A 7,335-nucleotide genomic window follows, 5' to 3' on the forward strand; every position below is an offset into this window, starting at 1 on the left:
ACGCTTGATCACACCGTTCCAGCTGGAGGAGTCGGCGAAGGCACCGTGCACCAGCACCACTGTGGGCTTGATCTCCGCCGGACGGTGCGCGGTGTTCGCGGCCCCGGCCGGAGCCGTGGTGGCCGCCACGGTCAGTGCGGCGGCACCGGCGACAGCGCCCAGCAGGGCGGCGGGCTTGCGGGTGCGGCGGAAGACGGACTTCAGGCTCATGGTGGCTCTCCTTGAGAAGTAGACGGTGACGCCGGTTGGTTGACCGCCCGGTCGTTGCCCCTCTCGGGGCGACATCGAGAAAACTAGCGCACACTTTCCTTGTACACAAGTTAAGTGGGTGCGATGTGTAGGCGAGTGGGCCCAGAGCTGGGCAGCGCGCCGAAGTGCGGTCCCGCTGGGGCTGTCAGCTCAGGCCAGGACAGTGCGGGCAAGGAAGTGCCGTCTTGGAGGTGAGCCGTGTCCGTCATGCCGTAGGCCCCATTGGCAGCCGACCCGGGCACCGTCGATCGGTACGGGGCGCCGCGATCGCCGCCGCGACAGCCCTGTCAAGCACCACCACCGGCTCGGCGACGTTCTCGTTCCCGTTCCCGGTGACGCTGTACGGCAGGACGTACCGGTCGGCCACCGCCACCACCGAGGGGACACTCAACTTCGGCACCTCCAGCACCAGCAGCGCCAACACCACCCTGCCGAACGGGGCCAACCCGAACGGATCGCTCTACCCGTTCTGGGACAACATGACGGTGGACGCCGAGGCGGGCGTCTACTGGGCGGCCCGCGGCACCGCGCCGCACCGCCAGATCGTTGTCGAGTGGCGCAACGTGCGCTTCTCCTCCGCGGCCACCAGCCGCGTCACCTTCGCCGCGGTGATCGGTGAGGACGGCTCGGTGTCGTACCACTACAAGGACATCGGCACCGGCAACTTCGAGGACGGGGACGGCGCCACCATCGGCCTCGAGAACGAGACCGGCACCGACGCACTGCTGTTCTCCTACAACCAGCCGGCCGTCACGGACGGCATGAACATCTTCTTCCGGACCACCAAGACCGGTGTGGTCTCCGGTACGGTCACCGACGCCAACGACGGCGAGGGGGTCGGCGACGGCACCGTAACCGTCAGCAAGGACGGCGCCGCGATCGCCACCGCCACCACCGGCGCCGACGGCCAGTACCTCGTGTCCGTGCCGGCCGGAGCCGAGGCCACCGAGTACGACGTGACGGTCACGGCCGACCACTACTCGACAACCACCAGCCGAAGCTCGGTCACGGCCGCCGGTATCAAGGTCGCCGACGCGGTCCTCACCACCGGCGTGGTCACGGCCGGCACCGGGACCTACGAGCTGATACAGCCCGCCGGGCAGACCCGCACACGCGCCCTCACCATGCCGTCCGGCACCCGGTGCTCATCGGCCTCGTGTTCAGCGTGATCTTCGGCGGGCTGGCCGGGTTCGCGCTCGGCCGAGCCGACCTGTCCATCGCGGCGTTCGGCCTCATCATGGGCGCGCTCTTCGGTCTCGCCTCGATCGCCGAGCGCAAACGTATGGAGCACTACGGCTTCCTGCCAAGGACCGGGCACTCCGCGTCGGCGGCAGAGCGCCGGGAGGACTGACCGCGTCCTGATGGCGGGGGAGGACCAGCGCGCACCAACACGCTGACCTGCACAACTAGATTTCGGATCAGGTCTCGATCTCGCCCTGACCTTGTTCGGGACGAGGTCAACGGTCGCCCCCACAGGCGGCAACTCCTTGCGACTCGCCGCACTTTGGGCTCGCTGCCGCGGCGAATTGTGCCCAGCGAGGCGAAGGCCGCCGGTTCGGCCCCGGCCCCAGCCACAACCGCCCTACCAGGGCACACAGCCCCTCCGGGATCTTCCGGAGGGGCTGTTTTCGCCGGATACGCCGACCCGTACGCCAACGGGTCTCAGGAGAGAGTGCCGTCCGGCTGAGAGATGCCCGTGCCTCAGCCGGCGGCGGTCTTCGTACGGCTGGTGAGCTCGACCGTGCCCGTGACCTTCAGCGCGGCGCCGCTGCCGTCCGCGGGCGTGCCGGTGAGCTCCCAGGTGTAGGTGCCGTCGTTGACGTACCGGCCGTCGCCGTTCCGGCCGTCCCACGAGAAGGCGACGGCGGCGGCGTACTCCTTGGCCGACCCGGTGAACACCGTGCGTCCGGCCTTGTTCCGGATCGTCACCTGGGCGCCGGTGACCGGCTTGGACAGCTGCCAGTCGGCATCCCACACGGCATCGGTCGCCGATGCGAGGTTCACGGACTGCTCGACCCGCGACTCGATCTCGGCGACAGGGGAGGTGGCGACGCCCGAGTCGAGCACGGTGATCTGGGCGCTGTTCTCCTTGGCGTACGCGATCGCGCCGCCGAAGCGGTCGGCCTCCACGAGCGGGCCGTTGTACTGGGAGGTGAACGCCTCGACGGTGTGCGGCACATCCCCGATCGGGGTGAGGTTGAGCTGGCCGCGGTCGTTGTCGTACGCCACCACGTAGCCGTCGCCGAGGGTGCCGCGCGGGGCCCACGACCACTGCTGGGTCTGCGTGTTGTAGACGCCGTGACCGTCGCTGAAGGACCCCGAGGGATAGCAGTCCCAGTACACCCAGGGCCCCACGGCCTGCATCTGCTGCGGCAGACAGCCGTTGTCGGTGATCGGCTCCGTTTCCGTCACCGCGCCGGTCTTCAGGTCGACTGCCTGGAGCGTGCCTTCCGTGTCACCGGGCATCCACAGCTTGGTGCCCCATACCGCGAGCCCGCCCTGGCCCTGACGGACCCGGACCACCTTCGGCCCACCGGAGGCGTCCAGGTCGACGACGTACTGCCGGTCCTCCAGACCGCGCCCGCTGTCGCCGAACACCACATAGCGGCCGGAGGCAGAGCGCACGGTCGAGTAGTGGTCGGAGCCCGTCGGCATCTTCTCACCGGTCTGCGGGTCAACCGCGGGTACAACCGTCTTCGTGCCGTCCGCCGCCAGCACGACCAGTACCTGGGCGCCGTCCGCGTCGGTGGTGGCGACAACGGTACGACCGTCTCCGGTGCCGACCGGTTGCCGGTAGTCGTACACGCGCTGTGCGGTCTCGCCGGTCGTCTGCGCGTCCGGGCGCACGAGCAGCGACCGCTCGCCCGCCGACGGGGCGGCGCCGAGGGTGATGTTCCGCCGGAACAGCGCCGGAAGGTACGTGGTATCGGACTCGGCCGTGACAAGGTGTCCGGCCGTGAGCGACAACCGTGTGAGCTCGCCTTCCTTGGGTGCCACCTCGCGCACGGTCCGCAGCGCGGGCACCCCGTCGTCGCCGACGAAGACGCGGCGCACTGCCCAGTCCCGGGACGAGGCGCCGCCGGTGACGGCCAGGCCGCCGCCCGGGACCTGCGCCATACGCCAGCCGGCGTGGGCCAGCAGGGTCTTCGGCTCGCCGCCGGCGATCGGCAGGGCGGTGAGGGGGGCGCCCTCGCGGGCGAGGAAGTCGTCCGCGGGCTGCGGGATCTGGCGCGTGGTCAGCAGCCAGTCGCCGACGAGCCCGAGCCGCGGGGTGCCCTCGCCGCCCGAGCCAAGTTCGATCTTGGTGTCGGCCGCCTCCGGGGTGGCGCGGGGCAGCACGCGGGCTGTGGTGTTGCCGCCCTCGGGTGAGTACCAGGCGACGTACGCGTCCGTGAACACGACCTGGGCGTTCGCGCCAGTGGCGCCCGGAAGCACCGGGGTGACCTCGGCCGTCGCCAGGTCCAGCAGGCCGACGCCGCGGGTGCCGTCGGGGTGCGCGTACCAGATCGCCACCGTGCGGTCGTCACCGCCGAGCGTCATGCCGTCTTCCGCGACCCAGCCGTTCAGACCGGTGACGGGGGTGTCGGTGAGCTGCCCGTCGGCCATGCGCAGTACATGCAGGACGTTCTTGTTGCCGTTCGCGTCCCGCGTGGCGGTGAGCACGGCGGAGCCGAAGACGCCCCGGTAGAAGTGGCCGCTCGGCAGCGTGTACTTGGTGGTGGTGCCGGATTTCATGTCCTTCAGCTGCACCTGGCCCGAGGAGTCGTAGATCGCGACGACGTCCCCGCTGGTGACGGAGACGTGGCTCCCTCCCCCTCCGTCGATCGAGTTGACGTCGTCGTACGGGGACGAGGCGGGCAGGTCGACCGGGGTACCGCCGTCCGGGGTCCAGCGGTAGTAGCCGAGCCCGCTCTGGTCCTTGACCTCCGTGCGCTCCACGACACCGCCGGGCCCCGCCCCGTACACCGGGTTGGCGACCGGCTTGAAGCGGTCGGGGGCCGGGATTGTCAGCGGGGCGGGTTCGGCGTGGGCGTCCGACAGAAGGAAGGGCAGGGTTCCACTGGTGGCCGTCAGGGCCATTGCGGCGACGAGTCCACCGCGTACGACCGATCGTTTTCGGTTCGGCTTGTGGCGTGTGGCCACGCAGCACCTCCAAAAGGCATCGAGTGAAGGCCGTTCGACGCGGACACACAGGGATCGACGCGGAACAGCCCTCGGACGAGGCGGAAACGTAACACAGGCGATCTACAGAATTCGAACGAACGCGCGAAAGGGTTGTGAGCAGTCAAAACGGACGTTCCTGAGACACGAAAGGGCTCGGGCCCCTTCGGGCAGCCGCGCAGCCAGGCCGTCTCTCGAAGGGCTTCGCAGATGGGGGGCTACCCGGCGGCCGGCTGGTTGAACTCGCATGTGGCGGGGGTCAGTGGGAGGCCGAACGGGGGGCCGAACTGAGTAGCCGTACCGAGACGCTCCCGGACGGTGATGGACGCCTTCAGAGCTGAACGAGAAGCGCGGCGAGCCCCGGCAAGGTCACCCACGTTGCTCATCGCGTTCGGGACGAAGTCGTCGACCCCGGTGAGCGCCGGACTATCGCGCACGGCTCGGCCGCACCCAGGTGAGGTGTCACCGGGTGCGGCCGAGCCGAGCCGAATCAGCAGGTGGCGTTCAGACCGGCCCAGTTGGCGCGGTCGTTGTAGCCGCCGTCGCCGGCGTCGCCGACCATCAGGTCGAGCACCCGGACGCCGGTCAGGTCGATGTCGACCTGGCGGATGTCGTCGCGGGTCAGCACACCGCTGTCGAACAGCACCCGGCCGTCACCGATCACCTGGAAGGTCGACGTGCCGCCCTCCGGGCCGACGTTGCGCACCGCATCGTCGATGCCGACGGTCGCGGTCAGCCGGCTGCACTGGTCGCCGAGGTAGTAGCGGACCGTGGAGGGCGAGGCGACCCCGATGCCGGTCGGGTAGACCTGGCCGAGCATGCTGATCGGCGACCAGCCACCGACACTCCGGTCGACCGTCGGGCTCATCCACCCGCTGGTGGCGCTGATCCACTGGTGGTGCGACAGTACGGTGTCGCCGTCCGGCGCCGCCGGTGCGACGACCACCGACGTGGCCGTCTCCTGGCTCAGCCGTCCCTTGCCGGTCACCTCGTACGACGTGGTGGCGGTCAGCGCGGTGCTGCCCGGCGCGGCGGTGGCCGGCAGGGTCACCGTGAAGGCGAAGGTCACGGAGTGGTTGGAGTCCAGCAGCTTCGGCGCTTCGCCGAGCGGACGGGCCGTCCAGCCGGCGGGCACCGTCAGGTCGACCCGCGGCGTGAAGACCGGCTGCGCACCGTCGTTGCGGACGGTGACCTCGACCCGGGCCTGGTCACCGCCGGCGACTATCGGGGCGGCCCCGGCCGGCACCGCGTCGCCACCGACCTGCGTCACCTGCGGCAGGCCGGCGACGACGTGCGGTACACCGGGCTTGCCCGTGGCCGGGCCGACCCGGAGCAGGGCCGCGCCGTGGGCCGGGACGGCGGCACTGATGGTGCCGGCGCTCTCGGTGACCTGGTCGGTCCAGGCGTTCTTCAGGGTGAACCGATCCCCGGACAGCCCGACCGACGACGCCGTCGTGGTCAGGGTCGCCGGGCTGTCACCCCGGTTCAGCAGCACCACAGCACGGTCACCGCCTGCCAGCCGCTTCACCCAGGTCTCCGTCGTGCCGGCGGCGCCGACGCGAACGGCCTGGACGCCGGCGGTGTCCTGGTTGATCGCGAGGACATCGGGGTCCGAGAGAATGCTCAGCGAGGTCTTGCTGAGCTTGGTGATGTCACTGCCGATCACCAGCGGGGCAGCCGCCGCCGACCAGAGCGTCATCTGGGTACGGAACTCCTCGTCGGACATTCCGAGTTCGGGTCCGAGGTAGTCCGGGTCATTGAAATGCCCCGGCCCGGCGGCCTCGGGGTGCCGCGCGTTCGCGTCGTAGTTGCGCAGCACGTCCTTGAACTTGATCTCGCCGACGAAGCCCACATCCGTGTACGTCCGCCAGGACTGCGCGATCGCCGGCGCATAGCTCCAGGAGTACGTCGACTGCTGCTCCTCCGGGTAGTTACCCCAGTCCGGGGAGGTCACCGGGTTGCAGAGGTTGAAGAGCATGGGGCGCCCGCTGGCGTTGTTCCGCAACGCCTGCGCGAACTCGGTGTAGACGGTCTTCGGGTCGAGGTCCGCGGCGATCCCGCAGAGGTAGTCCACCTTGACCGCGTCGAACTCCCAGGCTGCGAACTGGTCCGCGTCACGCTGGTAGTAGCCATGGCTGCCGAGTCCGCACTTGCCCGGGATGTACGGGCCAGCGTCGGTGTAGATGCCGGCCTTCAGGCCCTTGGAGTGGATGTAGTCGACCAGCGGCTTCAACCCGTGCGGAAACTGGTCGGGGTTGGGCGTCAGGTCGCCGGCCGAGCTGCGCGGGGTCGGTGCCGCCCAGTTGCCGTCGATCCAGACGTACTGGTAACCGGCGTCGCGCAGACCGCTGCTGACCAGGAAGTCGGCTGTCGATCTGACCTCGGCGTCGGTCGGATCGCCACCGAACGCGTAGTAGGTGTTCCAGCCCATGTACGGCGTCGGGCTCAGCACCTGCTGAGGTACCGGCGCCGTGGCGGCGACAGTGCCGGCCGCTGGGCCAGCATGGGCGGGTGCTGACACGGCCAGCAAGCCGGTCAGGAGGGCGAGGACGACGGTGAGATGTCGTTTCACATCGGATCCTTCGCTGTCCGATCGACAGGCGTGCCGACCCGTCCCGGTCCTGAGTCTGAGGTACCGCTCCCTCGTGGAGGGTGCGGCGGTCGGTCTTCGGACCAGTCACGCCCGCACGCCTGCGGTTTGTTTCAAGGATCTTGCAGCGGTTACCGGCGCCTGTCAATAATAATTCCTAAATTACGAGTTACTAGTCTGGCTTTGTTGGGTGCCCCAACTGCCGCCCATGGAGAAGCGCATGATCTTGTGTCAGGTGTGACACCTGAGGAGATATGCGAGGTCCACCCTCGATTGGAAGCATTCGCGGCAGAGATGCTCGGCTCCCTCGCGCGGCGGGACCAGCGGGCCGAGGG

Annotated in this window: 4 protein-coding genes and 1 pseudogene; 2 read left to right on the forward strand and 3 right to left on the reverse strand. The window is 69.5% G+C overall.

Translation table 11 applies throughout. From position 1 onward, the window contains the following. Positions 1 to 210, reverse strand: a pseudogene (locus VXC91_RS40390) (alpha/beta hydrolase); the annotation flags it as partial. A gap of 230 nt (positions 211 to 440) precedes the next feature. Here VXC91_RS40390 and VXC91_RS40395 point away from each other — a divergent pair. Both VXC91_RS40395 and VXC91_RS40400 read left to right on the forward strand, forming a co-directional pair. After that, on the forward strand, positions 441 to 1,418 hold the full coding sequence (locus tag VXC91_RS40395; protein WP_329512348.1) for a carboxypeptidase regulatory-like domain-containing protein: 978 nt from the start codon (positions 441 to 443) through the stop codon (positions 1,416 to 1,418). Further along, positions 1,406 to 1,600: a hypothetical protein gene (locus VXC91_RS40400; protein ID WP_329512349.1), complete on the forward strand. Its 195-nt coding sequence runs from the start codon at positions 1,406 to 1,408 to the stop codon at positions 1,598 to 1,600. Before VXC91_RS40395 ends, VXC91_RS40400 begins: the two co-directional genes overlap by 13 nt. Before the next feature lie 350 nt (positions 1,601 to 1,950). On the opposite strand, the gene VXC91_RS40405 is transcribed toward VXC91_RS40400, so the two are convergent. Together VXC91_RS40405 and VXC91_RS40410 are read right to left on the reverse strand one after the other, a co-directional pair. Continuing rightward, positions 1,951 to 4,392, reverse strand: coding sequence for a FlgD immunoglobulin-like domain containing protein (locus VXC91_RS40405; protein WP_329512350.1), 2,442 nt, complete (start codon positions 4,390 to 4,392; stop codon positions 1,951 to 1,953). 508 nt (positions 4,393 to 4,900) lie between these two features. Beyond that, a complete protein-coding gene (locus VXC91_RS40410; RefSeq protein ID WP_329512351.1) occupies positions 4,901 to 6,982 on the reverse strand; it encodes an NPCBM/NEW2 domain-containing protein in 2,082 nt (693 codons plus the stop codon). Positions 6,983 to 7,335 lie beyond the last annotated feature (353 nt).

It is taken from the genome of Streptomyces chiangmaiensis (genome assembly GCF_036281785.1).
GTDB classification, from domain to species: Bacteria; Actinomycetota; Actinomycetes; order Streptomycetales; family Streptomycetaceae; genus Streptomyces; species Streptomyces chiangmaiensis.